Source organism: Streptomyces sp. NPDC006655 (genome assembly GCF_040703965.1).
In the GTDB taxonomy this organism is placed as follows: domain Bacteria; phylum Actinomycetota; class Actinomycetes; order Streptomycetales; family Streptomycetaceae; genus Streptomyces.
In genome coordinates this window covers 65,709-80,044 of sequence record NZ_JBEYJU010000006.1, presented here as the reverse complement: position 1 = coordinate 80,044, position 14,336 = coordinate 65,709, and the positions used below count along the sequence as shown (strand labels likewise).

Here is a 14,336-nt window from a genome sequence, read left to right as displayed (position 1 = left end):
CTGCGGCTAGCGTCGCGGTATGACGGTGACTTGGGAAGAGCTGGGCTGGGAGCGGCTGGCCGAAGGGGTCGGCCGGTGCCGGCTGCCCGGCTGGGACTGCACGGCGGGGCTGGTCCTCGGGGCGGGTACGGCCCTCATGGTGGACGCCGGGTCGAGCCTCGCGGAGGGCGCGCGGTTGCGCACCCAGGCGCAGGCGCTCGCCGACCGCCGTGTGACCCATCTCGCGCTCACCCATCCCCATTTCGATCACGTCCTCGGGGCGGCGGCGTTCGCGGGCGCGGACCTGTACGCGGCGGTGGGCGCGGAGGCCGTCCTCGCCCACGACCGTGAGGGGCTGCGCCTGGACGCGGTACGGGGCGGCCTGCCCGCCTCGGAGGCCGAGGACGCGGCGGACGCCCTGCCCGCGCCCCGCCACCCGGTCTCCGGCGAGTGGACCCTCGACCTGGGCGGCGGCCGCCAGGCCCTGCTCGCCAACGTGGGCCCCGGCCACACCGCCCACGACCTCGTGGTCCTCGTCCCCGGCGACCCCGAGGTGGTGTTCTGCGGCGACCTCGTGGAGGAGTCCGGCGACCCGCAGGCCGGCCCCGACGCCGTACCCGCGCGCTGGCCCGCGGCCCTGGACCGCCTGCTGGCCCTCGGAGGTGACCGCGCCCTGTACGTCCCCGGTCACGGAGCGGTGGTCGACGCGGCGTTCGTACGGGCCCAACGCGACGCCCTGGCGGCGCGTTTCGGCGTGTCGTAGGCACACCCGACCCGCTTCTCCTATCGTCATCCGAATGCGCCAGTACTCCGCCGACCTGACCCCGCCGTGGAAGAAGCCGAAGCCGGTGCCCGAGGTGGCCGCCGAACCCGGCCTGGTGGTGGAGGAACCCGGCACGGGCTTCTGCGGCGCGGTGATCCGCTGCGAGGCGGGCACGGTCACCCTGGAGGACCGCTTCGGCAAGCACCGCGTCTTCCCGCTGGAGCCGCGCGGCTTCCTCCTGGAGGGCCGGGTGGTCACCCTCGTACGGCCCTCCGCCGGGGGCCCGGCACGCCCCTCCCGTACCGCCTCCGGCTCGGTCGCGGTCCCCGGCGCCCGCGCGCGTGTCGCCCGCGCGGGCCGCATCTACGTGGAGGGCCGCCACGACGCGGAACTGGTCGAGAAGGTGTGGGGCGACGACCTGCGCATCGAGGGCGTGGTCGTGGAGTACCTGGGGGGCGTCGACGACCTGCCGTCGATCGTGACCGAATTCGCACCGGGCCCGGACGCCCGGCTGGGGGTGCTCGTGGACCACCTGGTGCCGGGCACGAAGGAGTGGCGCATCGCCCAGTCGGTGACCGGGGAGCACGCCCTGGTGGTCGGCCACCCGTACATCGACATCTGGGAGGCGGTGAAACCGGCGTCCCTGGGGATCGACGCCTGGCCCCGCGTCCCGCACGGCCAGGACTGGAAGACGGGCGTGTGCCGGGCGCTGGGCTGGCCCTCGGACAACACGGGCGCGGTGTGGCAGGCGATCCTCGCGCGCGTGGGCTCCTACAAGGACCTGGAGCCGGAACTGCTGGGACGCGTGGAGGAACTGATCGACTTCGTCACGGGCGGCGGTGGGGCCTGACGTCGGCAGCGGTGGGGCCTGACCTCCGCAGCGGTGGGGCCCGACGTCGGCAGCGGTGGGGCCTGACCTCGGCAGCGGTGAGGCCCGACGTCGGCAGCGGTGGGGCCCGACCTCGGCAGCGGTGGGGCCTGACGTCCTCCCGCTCAGTCCACCAGGTCCCGCACCACCGCGTCCGCCAGCAACCGGCCCCGCAGCGTCAGCACCGCCCGCCCCGCGTCGTACGCACCGCTCTCCAGCAGCCCCTCCCCCAGCGCCCGCCGCGCCGCCGCCAGCCCCTCCTCCTTCAGCAGCGCCAGCGGCACCCCGTCCCGCAGCCGCAGCTCCAGCAGGATCCGCTCCACCCGCCGGTCCTCGTCCGACAGGACCTCGCGTCCGGCCCCCGGCGACCGCCCCGCCGCCAGCGCCGCCGCGTACGCCCCCGGATGCTTGACGTTCCACCAGCGCACCCCGCCCACGTGCGAGTGCGCACCCGGCCCGGCGCCCCACCAGTCGGCGCCCCGCCAGTACAGCTCGTTGTGCAGGCAGCGGCCCGCTTCCGAGGTCGCCCAGTTGGACACCTCGTACCAGTCGAAACCCGCCCCTGACAGCACCGACTCGGCGATCAGGTACCGGTCGGCGTGCACGTCGTCGTCGGTCATCGGCACCTCGCCCCGGCGGATCCGCCGCGCCAGCTGCGTGCCCTCCTCGACGATCAGCGCGTACGCCGACACATGGTCGGGGCCGGCTCCGATCGCCGCGTCCAGGGAGGCCCGCCAGTCGTCGTCGGACTCGCCGGGCGTGCCGTAGATCAGGTCCAGGTTGACGTGCTCGAACCCGGCCGCGCGGGCCTCGGCCACGCACGCCTCGGGACGGCCGGGCGTGTGCGTACGGTCCAGTACCCGCAGGACGTGCCGCCGCGCGCTCTGCATGCCGAAGGAGATCCGGTTGAAGCCGCCCTCCCGCAGGGCCGCCAGATACGCCGGGTCGACGGACTCCGGGTTCGCCTCCGTGGTGACCTCCGCGTCCGCCGCGAGCCCGAACTCGTCCCGGATCGCGCCCAGCATCCGCACGAGATCACCGGCGGCCAGCAACGTCGGCGTACCGCCCCCGACGAACACGGTCCGCACCTCGCGTGGGTCGTCCCCGAGGACCTTCCTGGCCAGCCTGACCTCGTCGGCCACCGTGTCCGCGTAGTTGTCGCGGGAGGCGAGCACCCCACCGGTGCCGCGCAGCTCGGTCGCCGTGTAGGTGTTGAAGTCGCAGTAGCCGCAGCGGGTCGCGCAGTACGGGACGTGCAGGTAGAACCCGAGGGGGCGGCCGGCGGCGCCGGCCAGCGCGGACGCCGGGAGCGCGCCGTCGTCCGGGACCGGCTCGCCGTCGGGAAGTGCGGAAGGCATGTCCCCCATTGTCCCGTACTCGCCGCGTACGGATGTCCGTGCACGCGCGCGTGCCCGGACGGCGCCGGTCACCGCGCCGTCACTGCGCCTGGAGCACCAGCAGCGCCAGGTCGTCCTCGGGCTGGCCACCGCCGAACTCGTGGACGAGCCGCCTGATCCGCTCGGCGATCAGCTCGGCGCTCAGCCCCGCGCAGCCGGCCAGCGCCCGGGCGAGCCCGTCCCCGTCGTCGAACTGCCGGGAACCGGAGCGACGCTCCGTGACCCCGTCCGTCACGCACAGCAGGCTGTCGCCCGGCGCGAGCTCGATCGTCTCGCTGGTGTACGTCTCGTCCTCGACGACCCCGAGCAGCGTCTGCGGCCGGGCCGCGGTGCGCACCCGGCCGTCGGGGCCGAGCAGCAACGGCAGCGGATGCCCGGCGGAGGCGAGGGTGCAGCGCACACCGCCGCCTTCGAGGGGGATCAGTTCGCCGTACAGCAGGGACAGGAACCGGGTCTGCGGGCCATCGCCGGGCGGCAGGTGGCCACCGGCGGCGACCAGGGCCCGGGCGGCGGCGTCGGCTGCCTCGGTGGCGTCGTCGAGGAGCAGCTGGTTGAGCCGGTCCAGGACGTCGGCGACCCGGTAGCCCTCACGGGCGAGCAGACGCAGCCAGGGCCGCGCCAGGCCGATGACGACGGCCGCCTCGGGCCCCTTGCCCTGGACGTCGCCCACGGCGAAGCACCAGCGGCCGTCGCTCGCCGGGAAGAGGTCGTAGAAGTCGCCGCTGGGGCCGCCCTTGTCGCAGGGCTCGTAGACGAGCGCGCTGGCGACGCCCGGGATCTCGGCGACCGCCCCGGGCAGCAGCCCCCGCTGCAGGACGGCGCTGATGGTGGCCTGCCGGGCGTACTGGCGTGCCGCGCCGATGGCCAGGGCGACCCGGCGGCCGAAGTCCTCGACCAGGCCGGTGATCTCGTCGGGGAAGCCGTCCGGTCCTGAGCGTCCGATGACGAGCGTGCCGAGCGGCCGGCCGCCCGCGATCAGCCGGTAGGCGAGCGCCGCGCCGTGGGCGTCCTGCGGGCCGAGCGCCGTGCCGGGCCAGGAGTAGGGCTCGGGCCCCGACCGCAGGCCCTCCTTGGTGCCAGGCGGGTCCTTCTCCAGGGCCCGGCGCAGTTCCTCGATGCGGTTCTCGCTGCCGTGCCAGACCCGTGCCAGCCGCGGCCCGCCGGCGCCCGTGGGGTCGTTCCAGCCGCCGCGTACGGTCGCCTCGTCCTCCAGCCACACCGCGCACCAGTCGGCGAGCCTGGGCACGATCAGCTGGCCGGTGAGGGCGGCCACCAGGTTCTCGTCGAGCTGCCCGGCGAGCAGGTCGGAGGCCTCCGCGAGGAAGGTCAGGGCGCCCCGGTTCAGCCAGTTGCGGTCCCTCTCGGGGCGGTGCGGGCATCCCTGGTCGGGCGCGGCCGACGGCGCGGGGGGCTGGGGGGGCTGGGGGGGCTCGGCGGGCTCGGCGGGCTCGGCGGGCTCGGGGGCGAGGATCTCGGCGACCCTCAGCTCCTGCTCGTCGGGCAGGGTGCCGCCGCGGCCGGTCAGCCGCGCCCACACGGACTTCGCACCGGTGCGGTACGTCACCCCCCAGGACTCGGCGAGCGTGGCGACCAGCCGCAGCCCGCGCCCGTACTCCGGCGTCTCGTACGGTGTCTCGCCCGCGTGGTCGCGGGGCGCCCGGGAGGGATGGTGATCGGTCACCTCGACGACGAACGCGAACTCTTCGTCGCGTTCGCGCAGGTCGCGCCCGTCGGGGACGGACTGCTCCAGCCACCAGCCGATCTCGACGTCGGTGCCCGCGTGCACCACGGCGTTGGTGACGAGTTCGCTGACGACGACCATGACGTCCTCGGCGAGACGCAGCTGGTCCCGGCCGAGCAGTCCGCAGGCGCTCCACTCGTCCAGGGAGGCGCGCACCAGCGCGCGGGCGGAACCGGGAGCCAGGGGGCTGCCGGACAGGGTCGCGCATCCTTGCGCGCGCGGGACGGCGCTGTCGTGCGCTGCGTCGGCGGCGGGCGCCTCGTCGCGGGCGGGCGCCTCGTCGCGGGCGGGCGCCTCGTCGCGCGCAGGCGCCTCGCGGACCCGGGAGACGGTCTCCCGTTGCGTGGGTATGGCCCCCATGTCCAGCTCCCCGAGCAGTTCGGACGAATACATCCCGACGGATGCGGACAGAGTGACAGACTGACTGCGCCCATAAGCACCGAGTTACCGAAGTGGGCCGTCATGAGTGAGAACAGTGCTACGCGTGTGCTCGAAGACGGACAGAAACCGGAACAACTCCGAGCATCCGACGTGCGCCCTCCGCTCGCCGCGACGACCGCCGCGCGGGACACTCACGGCCCGGCGTTCGCTTCGGCACCGGAACGCGGCGCGTGAGACGGGAGCCGGCAGGCCCTGACCGCCCGGACGAACGCCCCGACGGCAGGAGCGGCGGCGCGGCCGACGACCGAACGGACGGAGCAATGATCGCTGACGAGCGGGCCGGCATCCTCCTGGTCGACGACTTGGAGGACAACCTGACCGCACTGGAAGCCGTCCTCGGCTCGTTGAACGAGCCGATGGTCCGGGCGCGGTCCGGCGAGGAGGCGATGAACGCTCTCCTGCTCCGTCGTTTCGCCGTGATCCTCCTCGACATCCGCATGCCGGGCATGGACGGCTTCGAGACAGCCGCGAACATCAAACGCCTCGACCGGACGAAGGACGTCCCGATCATCTTCCTGACGGGAGCGGACGAGGAGGCGGGGTACGCGTTCCGCGGCTATGCGACGGGCGCGGCGGACTACCTGGCGAAGCCGTTCGACCCGTGGGTGCTGCGGGCGAAGGTGAACGTCTTCCTGGAACTTCACCGCAAGAACCAGCAACTGGAGGCACTGCTGGCACGGGAACAGGCCGATTTCGGCGAGTTGAGCAGACGGCTGGCGGTCATGGAGGCCCGGTTGTCCGAGGAACCCGTCGATGTAGCAGTGCTGAAAGAAGAAGCCGGAAAACTTCGGCGACTGTTGAGCAGGACCAGATCGCACTGACGCGGACGCGAAGGGACGCAGGGAAGCCGCACGACCGGTTGCCGCGCGCCCCTTCCGACCAGGATCCGACCCGTGACCCCAGGTCCTAGGCCTCCCGGGTACCGGCGTACATCTCGTCGATGAGGTGCTTGTACTCCCGCTCCACGACCGGCCTCTTCAGCTTCAGACTGGGCGTGATCTCCCCGTGTTCGACATCGAGATCCCGCGGGAGCAGCCGGAACTTCTTGATGGTCTGCCACTTCTGGAGACCTTCGTTGAGCTGCCTGACGTATCCGTCGACCATCTCGACGGTGACCGGCGCGGCCACGACCTCGGCGTAGGACGTGCCGTCCAGGCCGTTCTCCTTCGCCCATTCCAGGATCGCGGCCTCGTCGAGGGCGATCAGCGCGGTGCAGAAGTTCCGGTCGGCGCCGTGCACCAGGATGTTGGAGACGTAGGGGCAGACCGCCTTGAACTGTCCTTCGACCTCGGCCGGCGCGATGTACTTGCCGCCGGACGTCTTGATGAGGTCCTTCTTGCGGTCGGTGATCCGCAGATAGCCGTCGGGCGACAGCTCACCGATGTCACCGGTGTGGAACCAGCCGTCGCTCTCCAGGACCTCGGCCGTCTTCTCGGGCAGCCCGTGGTAGCCCTGCATGATGCCGGGGCCGCGCAGCAGGATCTCGCCGTCGTCGGCGATCCGCACCTCGCAGCCGGGCAGCGGCTTGCCGACCGTGCCGGTCCGGTAGGCCTCGCCGGGGTTGACGAAGGACGCCGCCGAGGACTCCGTGAGGCCATAGCCCTCCAGGATGTGCACGCCGGCGCCGGCGAAGAAGTAGCCGATCTCGGGCGCGAGCGCGGCGGAACCGGAGACACAGGCCCGCAGCCGTCCGCCGAACGCCTCGCGCAGCTTGGAGTAGACCAGGCCGTCGGCGACCTTGTGCTTGGCGGCGAGGCCGAAGGGGGCGGTCGCGGCACCGGTGCGGCGGAAGTTGTCCTGGGTGACCTTGGCGTACTCGCGGGCGACCTCGGCCGCCCACTGGAAGATCTTGTACTTGGCGGCACCGCCCGCGCGGGCCTTCGCCGCGACGCCGTTGTAGACCTTCTCGAAGATGCGGGGCACGGCGGCCATGTAGGTCGGCTGCACGACCGGGAGATTTTCGATGATCTTGTCGACGCGGCCGTCGACCGCGGTGACGTGACCGACCTCGATCTGCCCGGAGGTGAGCACCTTGCCGAAGACGTGGGCGAGCGGCAGCCACAGGTACTGCACGTCCTCGCTGCTGATCAGTCCGGTCGCGGCGATCGCCTTCGCCATGTACGACCAGTTGTCCTGCGGCAGCCGCACACCCTTGGGGCGGCCGGTGGTGCCGGAGGTGTAGATGAGCGTGGCCAGCTGGTCCTTGGTGATCGCGCCGACCCGCTCCTTGATCAGCTCGGGGTGCGTGCGCAGGTACTCGGCGCCGCGCGCCTCCAGGTCGGGCAGGGTGATCACCCAGTCGCCGGTCTCGACGCCGGCCGGGTCGATGACGACGACCTGGGTGAGCTCGGGCAGTTCGGCGCGCTTCTCGACGGCCTTGGCGAGCTGCGCCGCGTCCTCCGCGATCAGCACCCGGCTCCCGGAGTCGGAGAGGATGAACGCCGACTCCTCGGCGTTGGTCTGCGGGTAGACGGTCGTGGTGGCCGCGCCGGCGCACAGGATGCCGAGGTCGGCGAGGATCCACTCGACGCGGGTGGCGGAGGCGAGCGCGACCCGCTGCTCGGGCTGGATGCCCAGTTCGATGAGACCGGCCGCGATGGCGTAGACACGTTCGGCGGCCTGCGCCCAGCTGAGCGACTTCCAGTCGTCGGGGCCCTGACCGGAGGCGGGTACCGGGTAGCGGTAGGCCTCGGCGTCCGGTGTGGCCGCCACCCGATCAAGGAAGAGGGCCGCCACGGACGGCGGTCGGTTCTCGATCAGTGTCTGTGTGTCGCTCACGACATCCTCCGGGACCCGCGACGGTGCGGCTGGCTCAGTGCGGCTGGGTTTACTCACGGTGGGGCTGACGCTGGTTGTTTAACTCGCGAGTAACTATCGAGCAGGGATCAGAGTAAGCCGCGGCCGGGCTGTGCGTAAGAGGCATCGGCCTGTCTGTTTCCCCGCATCTTCCACGCAGAGCGACCCTACGGGCGCGTAGGGGCCCGCCGCGTTTTCGTACGGCGGACCCCTGTTGCACCTGTTTTGCGGACGCGACCGATCGTTACCCGCGGTTACTTCTTGCTCTTGGCCGAACCCGCGCTGTCATCGCTGCTGAGGACGGCGATGAAGGCCTCCTGCGGAACCTCCACGGAACCCACCATCTTCATCCGCTTCTTGCCTTCCTTCTGCTTCTCCAGCAGCTTGCGCTTACGCGAGATGTCACCGCCGTAGCACTTGGCGAGGACGTCCTTGCGGATGGCGCGGATGGTCTCACGGGCGATGACCCGGGAGCCGATGGCCGCCTGGATGGGCACCTCGAAGGCCTGCCGCGGAATGAGTTCGCGCAGCTTGGCGACGAGCCGCACACCGTACGCGTAGGCCGCGTCCTTGTGGGTGATCGCCGAGAACGCGTCGACCTTGTCGCCGTGCAGCAGGATGTCGACCTTGACCAGGCTGGAGGTCTGCTCACCGGTGGGCTCGTAGTCCAGCGACGCGTAACCACGCGTCTTCGACTTCAACTGGTCGAAGAAGTCGAAGACGATCTCCGCGAGGGGCAGGGTGTACCGGATCTCGACCCGGTCCTCGGACAGGTAGTCCATGCCGAGCAGGGTGCCGCGCCGGGTCTGGCACAGTTCCATGATCGAGCCGATGAACTCGGTCGGCGCGAGGATCGTGGCCCGTACGACGGGCTCGTACACCTCGTTGATCTTCCCCTCGGGGAACTCGCTCGGGTTGGTGACCGTGTACTCGGTCCGGTCCTCCATGACCACGCGGTAGACCACGTTGGGCGCGGTGGCGATGAGGTCGAGACCGAACTCGCGCTCCAGCCGCTCCCGGATCACGTCCAGGTGCAGCAGGCCGAGGAAGCCGACGCGGAAGCCGAAGCCGAGGGCGGCGGAGGTCTCCGGTTCGTAGACGAGAGCGGCGTCGTTGAGCTGCAGCTTGTCCAGCGCCTCGCGCAGCTCCGGGTAGTCGGAGCCGTCGAGCGGGTACAGCCCGGAGAAGACCATGGGCTTCGGGTCCTTGTAGCCGCCCAGGGCCTCCGTGGCGCCCTTGTTCTGGCTGGTGACGGTGTCACCGACCTTGGACTGCCGGACATCCTTCACACCGGTGATCAGGTAACCGACCTCACCGACGCCCAGGCCGTCCGCGGCCAGCATCTCCGGCGAGTTCGTCCCGATCTCCAGCAGCTCGTGCGTGGCGCCGGTCGACATCATCTTGATGCGCTCGCGCTTGTTGAGCTGGCCGTCGATGACGCGGACATACGTCACGACACCGCGGTAGGAGTCGTAGACCGAGTCGAAGATCATGGCGCGGGCGGGCGCGTCGGCGACACCGACCGGCGCCGGGATCTCCTTGACGACCTTGTTGAGCAGCGCGTCGACACCGACACCGGTCTTCGCGGAGACCCGCAGCACGTCGTCCGGCTCGCAGCCGACCAGGTTCGCCAGTTCCTCGGCGAACTTCTCCGGTTGCGCGGCCGGCAGGTCGATCTTGTTGAGCACGGGGATGATCGTGAGGTCGTTCTCCATCGCCAGGTAGAGGTTGGCGAGGGTCTGCGCCTCGATGCCCTGGGCGGCGTCGACGAGGAGGATGGTCCCCTCGCAGGCCGCCAGCGACCGCGACACCTCGTAGGTGAAGTCGACGTGCCCCGGAGTGTCGATCATGTTGAGGATGTGCGTGCTGCCCTGGTCCGGGCCCTCGGTGGGGGCCCAGGGCAGACGCACCGCCTGGGACTTGATCGTGATGCCGCGCTCGCGCTCGATGTCCATCCGGTCGAGGTACTGAGCACGCATCTGCCGCTGCTCGACCACACCGGTCAGCTGGAGCATCCGGTCGGCGAGCGTGGACTTGCCGTGGTCGATGTGCGCGATGATGCAGAAATTGCGGATCAGAGCCGGGGCGGTACGGCTCGGCTCGGGCACATTGTTAGGGGTCGCGGGCACGCAGGGTCCTGTCTCTTGAGGCGCCTTATGCCTCGGGTCGGATCTATACGTAGCCTCCATGGTCCCATGGAGAGCGACCGGGGCACGGTTTGGGCTGGCCGCCGCCCCACTGCTACTCTGGGCAGCTGTGTCTCATGCCCTCTCAGCACGAGGCACGTCAATCAGAAGACACCCGGTAGGGGATCCGGACTCCTCCATGCCTTCGTTGCGTGGAGAACTCCTGGCCCGTACCAGAACCTGAAAAGGCTCATTCGTGGCGAACATCAAGTCCCAGATCAAGCGGATCAAGACCAACGAGAAGGCCCGGCTGCGCAACAAGGCCGTCAAGTCGTCTCTGAAGACCGCGATCCGCAAGGCCCGTGAGGCCGCCGCCGCGGGCGACGTCCAGAAGGCCACCGAGCTCCAGCGCGCTGCCGCGCGTCAGCTCGACAAGGCCGTCTCCAAGGGCGTCATCCACAAGAACCAGGCCGCCAACAAGAAGTCGGCGCTTGCTTCCAAGGTCGCTTCCCTCCAGGGCTGAACCTCTTCCCTGATCTGACCGCCGGAAGGACCCAGAGCGGGCCCTCTCTCATCCGCTCCCGACCGGCACCCAGAGTCTGTTCGCGGCCTGCGTTCGCCACGCGGGAACGGACTCGACAGCTGTACGGCAAGGCCCCGCCCCCGCCCTTCCCCAGGGCGACGGACGGGGCCTTCGTCATGCGCGCTCCCGGCGGGACCTTCGCGGCGGCCCTCAGCCGCGCCCTCGGGACCGAGCCGCCCGCGCGACGGTCACCACGGCCTTCTCCAGGGCGTACTCGGCATCGTCCCCGCCGCCCTTCACTCCCGCGTCCGCCTCGGCGACGGCCCGCAGCGCGACCGCGACCCCGTCCGGCGTCCAGCCCCGCATCTGCTGCCGCACCCGGTCGATCTTCCACGGCGGCATCCCGAGTTCCCGCGCGAGATCGGCGGGCCGACCGCCTCTGGCCCCGGACAGCTTCCCGATCGCCCGCACGCCCTGCGCGAGCGCGCTCGTGATCATCACCGGTGCGACCCCGGTCGCCAGCGACCAGCGCAACGCCTCCAGCGCCTCCGCCGTACGCCCTTCCACGGCCCGGTCGGCGACGGTGAAGCTGGACGCCTCGGCCCGCCCGGTGTAGTACCGCCCGACCACCGCCTCGTCGACGGTGCCCTCGACGTCCGCGGTGAGCTGGGACGCGGCGGACGCCAGCTCCCGCAGATCACTGCCGATGGCGTCGACGAGCGCCTGGCACGCCTCGGGCGTGGCGGACCGCCCGAGCGCCCTGAACTCACTCCTGACGAACGCGAGCCGATCGGCCGGCTTGGTCATCTTCGGGCACGCGACCTCCCGTGCCCCCGCCTTGCGCGCCGCGTCCAGCAGCCCCTTGCCCTTCGCGCCGCCCGCGTGCAGCAGCACGAGCGTGATCTCCTCGGCGGGCGCCCCCAGATACGCCTTCACGTCCTTGACCGTGTCGGCGGACAGGTCCTGCGCGTTGCGCACGACCACGACCTTGCGCTCCGCGAACAGCGACGGGCTGGTCAGCTCCGCGAGGGTGCCGGGCTGCAACTGGTCCGGGGTCAGGTCCCGTACGTCGGTGTCGGCGTCGGCGGCCCGGGCGGCGGCCACCACCTGCTGCACGGCACGGTCGAGCAGCAGGTCCTCCTGCCCCACGGCGAGGGTCACCGGGGCGAGCGGATCGTCATCAGCAGTCTTCTTGGCCATCGCGCCAAGCATCCCACGGCGCACTGACAACGCGGCCGCGCGGCCGGACGCCCGTCAGCGGCGCTCTCCGGGGCAGCGGCAGCTCACGGCTCCTCCCGCCACCCCTCCCACTCCCCCGCGAACTCGTCCAGCGCCGCCGGATCGAGCCGCCCGTCCTCGTCCCGCAGCAGCACCAGCCACTGCGCGTCCTCCGCGTCGTCCTCCCCCGCCAGCGCGTCCCGCACCAGCCGAGGCTCCTCGGCGACCCCGAACCGCTCCCCGAGCGCCTCGGCCGCCTCCTCCGCCGCGTCCCGGTCCGGCAGCACCAGCACATGTCTCACATCGCTCACGGCCCCATTGTCGGGCACCGCCGCACCACGACGATCCGGCCGGCCGGCTCAACCCCTGGGCACGATCTGCACGTCCAGATCGACCCGGATGCTCGGCCCGACGACGGCGATCCCGCGCGCCAGCATCGTCTGCCAGCTCACGGTGAAGTCGTCCCGGTGCAGTTCGGTCGTGGCCCGGCAGGCCGCCCGCACCTCGCCCTCCATGCCGTTGCCCACGCCGAGGTATTCGGTGTCGAGGGTGACCGTCCGCGTCACACCGTGCAGGGACAGCGCCCCGGTGACACCCCACCTCGTGCCGCCCCTGTGCACGAACCGCTCACTGTAGAACTCCAGCGTCGGGAAGCGCTGCACGTCCAGGAAGTCGGCCGACCTCAGGTGGTCGTCCCGCATCCGGACGCCCGTGTCGATGGCGGCGGCGTCGATCACCACGTGCATCGCGGACCGCTCCATCTGCTCGGCGATCCGCACCGCACCCGCGAACGAGTTGAACCGCCCGTGGATCCGGGCCAGTCCGATGTGCCGGGCGGTGAAACCGATCGAGGAATGCGCAGGCTCGATCTCCCAGTCCCCCGGCGTCGGCAGCTCCGGCGGCGCAGCGACCTGGAGGGTCACGTCACCGAGCGAGGCGAGGCAGTTCTCGCCGACCCGCGCGGTGGCCCGGTAGGGCGTGAACCCCTCGGCGGACACCGCCAGCCGGTACTCCCCCGCGGGCACGGTCGTCACGAAGGACCCGTAGGGGTCGGCGCCACCGCTGACCACCGTGCGCCCGGTGGTGTCGCTGACCGCGAACTCCGCGTTCGTCACCGGATCGTTGACCGGATCCAGCACCCGGCAGCTCAACACCCCGGCGTCCGGCGGAGTCTGGAGCGCCGCGAGGGGGCTCGTCCGCTGCACCCGGTTCGTGCGGTTTCCCATCAAGCGGCCGAACATCCACGCCACCCCTGTACGCCTCGCCACCATCCGTTACCGAAGGAACATTCGATCACTGATGCGGCTTTCGAGGCAACACGGGATCACATCACGGGAATGCAGCACATCCGCCACAAGCGCCCCCGAGCAGCACGCTAAGCGGCAGTAGAGACGTGTCATCCCCGGAAGGGCGAATTAGCCGTTCCGGTCCTCCCCCAGCGGGTTTCGCACGGTCGGCACACGGTCCAACGCGATCCCGAACTGCTCCCGGTACACCCCGAGCACCTCCTCGTCCCGCCCCAACTCCCGCACCTCACGCGTCCCGTCACCTGCGGTCACCGTCAACTTCCGGCCGCTCAGCGTGACCCGTCCACCGTCCTCGGTGACCCGGGAACAGACCAGCGACTGCGTGAAGTGCGACGCCGGGGAGGTGCTGTGCCACCACGCCCCGGCGGTGAAATCCCCGAGCACCCGCGGCCTGACCTCCAGCCGGTACTCCGGCCGCCCGTCCCGCAGCACGTCCAGATCTCCGGTTGTCCCGTCCCAGGCACCCGGATCTGCGGACGTCCCGTCCCGCACGCCCGGATCTGCGGACGTCCCGTACCGCACGCCCGGATCTGCGGACGTCCCGTACCGCACGCCCGGATCTGCGGACGCCCCGTCCCGCAGGACGTGCGGATCTCCGGTCGTCGCGCCCGGAACCGGATCTCCGGTCGTCCCGTCCCGCGACACGCCCGCGCCGCCATCCGCCGTGCCGGCCGCCCCGCTCACCCCGGCCGCGTCCGGCCCGGCCGCCGTGATCCGGAACATCCCGCCGGGATCGGCCTGTTCGCCCCGCTCCGCGAACGCCAGCGGGTAGTGGCTGTGCGCCCCGAACCCGACATCCGCCAGCCATTCGCCGGCGTCCACCGTCCGCACCCGCAGCGCGAGATGGTCGTACGGGATACCCAGCCGCCCCTCCTCCCCGTACACCCGCCCCGCCAACGGCGTCACCCCGAACCCCAGTCCGCTGAGCAAGACGGCGAAGGCACCGTTGAGCTCGTAGCAGAACCCGCCCCGGCCGGCACCCACCACCTTGTCCAGCAGCCTGTCCTCCTCCAGCACGATCTCCTCGCCGAGATGCATCGACAGGTTCTCGAAGGGCACAGCCAGCAGGTGCCGCAGATGCAGCTCGCACAGCGCCTCTGCGGTGGGCCGGACCGGGCGGGCGGCCCCGAGGCGGCGGAGGTAGGCGTCGATCCGCGCGGAGTCAACCGAGTTCATG

Annotated in this window: 12 protein-coding genes; 4 read left to right on the top strand and 8 right to left on the bottom strand. The window is 71.4% G+C overall.

Translation table 11 applies throughout. The features are described from left to right. The first annotated feature begins 19 nt into the window (after nt 1–19). Nucleotides 20–742 (top strand): MBL fold metallo-hydrolase, encoded by a 723-nt coding sequence (locus AB0958_RS05195; protein ID WP_366888928.1) that lies wholly within the window; start codon nt 20–22, stop codon nt 740–742. Between the two features lie 34 nt (nt 743–776). After that, nucleotides 777–1,592: a DUF3097 domain-containing protein gene (locus AB0958_RS05190; RefSeq protein ID WP_366888927.1), complete on the top strand. Its 816-nt coding sequence runs from the start codon at nt 777–779 to the stop codon at nt 1,590–1,592. A gap of 143 nt (nt 1,593–1,735) precedes the next feature. Here AB0958_RS05190 and hemW read toward each other — a convergent pair whose 3' ends face one another. Both hemW and AB0958_RS05180 read right to left on the bottom strand, forming a co-directional pair. After that, nucleotides 1,736–2,968 (bottom strand): radical SAM family heme chaperone HemW, encoded by a 1,233-nt coding sequence (hemW, locus tag AB0958_RS05185; RefSeq protein WP_366888926.1) that lies wholly within the window; start codon nt 2,966–2,968, stop codon nt 1,736–1,738. Between the two features lie 79 nt (nt 2,969–3,047). Next, nucleotides 3,048–5,108: a SpoIIE family protein phosphatase gene (locus AB0958_RS05180; protein ID WP_366888925.1), complete on the bottom strand. Its 2,061-nt coding sequence runs from the start codon at nt 5,106–5,108 to the stop codon at nt 3,048–3,050. Between the two features lie 341 nt (nt 5,109–5,449). Between AB0958_RS05180 and AB0958_RS05175 the strand changes: the two genes are divergently transcribed. Further along, a complete protein-coding gene (locus tag AB0958_RS05175) occupies nt 5,450–6,010 on the top strand; it encodes a response regulator (protein ID WP_366888924.1) in 561 nt (186 codons plus the stop codon). An 85-nt stretch (nt 6,011–6,095) separates the two neighbouring features. On the opposite strand, the gene AB0958_RS05170 is transcribed toward AB0958_RS05175, so the two are convergent. Then, complete coding sequence (locus tag AB0958_RS05170) at nt 6,096–7,967, bottom strand: AMP-dependent synthetase/ligase (RefSeq protein ID WP_366888923.1); 1,872 nt, start codon at nt 7,965–7,967, stop codon at nt 6,096–6,098. 272 nt (nt 7,968–8,239) lie between these two features. Continuing rightward, nucleotides 8,240–10,114 (bottom strand): translation elongation factor 4, encoded by a 1,875-nt coding sequence (gene lepA, locus AB0958_RS05165; protein WP_366888922.1) that lies wholly within the window; start codon nt 10,112–10,114, stop codon nt 8,240–8,242. Nucleotides 10,115–10,367: 253 nt separating this feature from the next. Between lepA and rpsT the strand changes: the two genes are divergently transcribed. Further along, on the top strand, nt 10,368–10,634 hold the full coding sequence (gene rpsT / locus AB0958_RS05160) for a 30S ribosomal protein S20 (RefSeq protein ID WP_046733201.1): 267 nt from the start codon (nt 10,368–10,370) through the stop codon (nt 10,632–10,634). Between the two features lie 210 nt (nt 10,635–10,844). Here the strand turns inward: rpsT and holA are convergent, their stop codons facing one another. The 4 genes from holA to AB0958_RS05140 form a co-directional block, all read right to left on the bottom strand. Further along, nucleotides 10,845–11,834, bottom strand: coding sequence for a DNA polymerase III subunit delta (gene holA, locus AB0958_RS05155; RefSeq protein ID WP_366888921.1), 990 nt, complete (start codon nt 11,832–11,834; stop codon nt 10,845–10,847). Between the two features lie 83 nt (nt 11,835–11,917). Further along, complete coding sequence (locus AB0958_RS05150; protein WP_366888920.1) at nt 11,918–12,163, bottom strand: hypothetical protein; 246 nt, start codon at nt 12,161–12,163, stop codon at nt 11,918–11,920. Nucleotides 12,164–12,211: 48 nt separating this feature from the next. Beyond that, nucleotides 12,212–13,093, bottom strand: a complete 882-nt coding sequence (locus AB0958_RS05145) for a YceI family protein (RefSeq protein WP_366888919.1) — start codon at nt 13,091–13,093, stop codon at nt 12,212–12,214. A 174-nt stretch (nt 13,094–13,267) separates the two neighbouring features. Then, nucleotides 13,268–14,335, bottom strand: a complete 1,068-nt coding sequence (locus AB0958_RS05140; RefSeq protein ID WP_366888918.1) for an arylamine N-acetyltransferase — start codon at nt 14,333–14,335, stop codon at nt 13,268–13,270. Nucleotide 14,336 lies beyond the last annotated feature (1 nt).

Bases quoted from the DNA above. Each gene is read 5' to 3' on its own strand.
- hemW (WP_366888926.1), bottom strand. From the start codon at position 2,968: ATGCCTTCCGCACTTCCCGACGGCGAGCCGGTCCCGGACGACGGCGCG.
- AB0958_RS05145 (WP_366888919.1), bottom strand. From the start codon at position 13,093: ATGTTCGGCCGCTTGATGGGAAACCGCACGAACCGGGTGCAGCGGACG.
- AB0958_RS05175 (WP_366888924.1), top strand. From the start codon at position 5,450: ATGATCGCTGACGAGCGGGCCGGCATCCTCCTGGTCGACGACTTGGAG.
- AB0958_RS05190 (WP_366888927.1), top strand. From the start codon at position 777: ATGCGCCAGTACTCCGCCGACCTGACCCCGCCGTGGAAGAAGCCGAAG.
- holA (WP_366888921.1), bottom strand. From the start codon at position 11,834: ATGGCCAAGAAGACTGCTGATGACGATCCGCTCGCCCCGGTGACCCTC.
- AB0958_RS05195 (WP_366888928.1), top strand. From the start codon at position 20: ATGACGGTGACTTGGGAAGAGCTGGGCTGGGAGCGGCTGGCCGAAGGG.
- AB0958_RS05180 (WP_366888925.1), bottom strand. From the start codon at position 5,108: ATGGGGGCCATACCCACGCAACGGGAGACCGTCTCCCGGGTCCGCGAG.
- AB0958_RS05140 (WP_366888918.1), bottom strand. From the start codon at position 14,335: ATGAACTCGGTTGACTCCGCGCGGATCGACGCCTACCTCCGCCGCCTC.